This window comes from Corynebacterium tuscaniense, from assembly GCF_008693065.1.
Taxonomy (GTDB): Bacteria; Actinomycetota; Actinomycetes; order Mycobacteriales; family Mycobacteriaceae; genus Corynebacterium; species Corynebacterium tuscaniense.
The window spans coordinates 1-663 of record NZ_VXKH01000165.1; the positions used below are offsets into that span (position 1 = coordinate 1).

At 68.3% G+C, this 663-nt stretch carries 1 protein-coding gene; it reads left to right on the forward strand.

Translation table 11 applies throughout. The features are described from left to right. Positions 1-653: energy-coupling factor transporter transmembrane component T (locus F4V54_RS11075; protein ID WP_249041304.1), on the forward strand; the 653-nt coding region annotated here is incomplete at its 5' end. Positions 654-663: the final 10 nt, after the last annotated feature.

Genomic DNA, 663 nt, shown 5'->3' on the forward strand with positions numbered 1-663 from the left:
TGCTCTCCGGCGGAGACGCCGTTCTCGCGCTGACGGGGGTCGCGTTCCTCGCACTCGCTGCAATCGCGGAGCGCGACGTTCGGGCGACGGCGGGGAAGGTCCTCCTCGTCCTGTTGATCGGGGTGTTCTTCGGCCTGCTCGGGTGGCGCTCCGAGTTCTACGGCGGTGGGGATCCGGCGGAGGCCGTCCGCCACGGCATCCATCACGGACTCCTGCTGACGGCCGTGTTCGCGGGGACGGTCCTGGTCTCCGCGTGCATGCGCGTCGAGGAGCTTTTCGACGCCATGGTGCAACGCTTCCGGGTGCCCTACACATGGTGCACCATAGCGATTTCCGGGGTGAGCATCGCGGCGTTCCTGCGCAGCGAAATCCCCCATCTGACATGGGCGATTAGATTGCGCTCGATGCGACCGGGGCAGTCTTTCCGCTCCGGCTTCATTCGCGCGACGACGCCCGCGCGCATCGCCTTTCCCTTGTTCGTCAGCGCCGTGCGCTGCGCCGAAAAGCTGTCCTTGACCCTGGCGATGCGCAACTTCGGCCGCCATCCGCGGCGCACCTTCCGCACCGATCACCCCTGGCGAGTGCGTGACGGATTCGCGGCCGCAGCGTCCGCCGCGGCCTTCGTCGCCGCCCTGGTGTCCGCAGTGACTTGACGGACGCCCG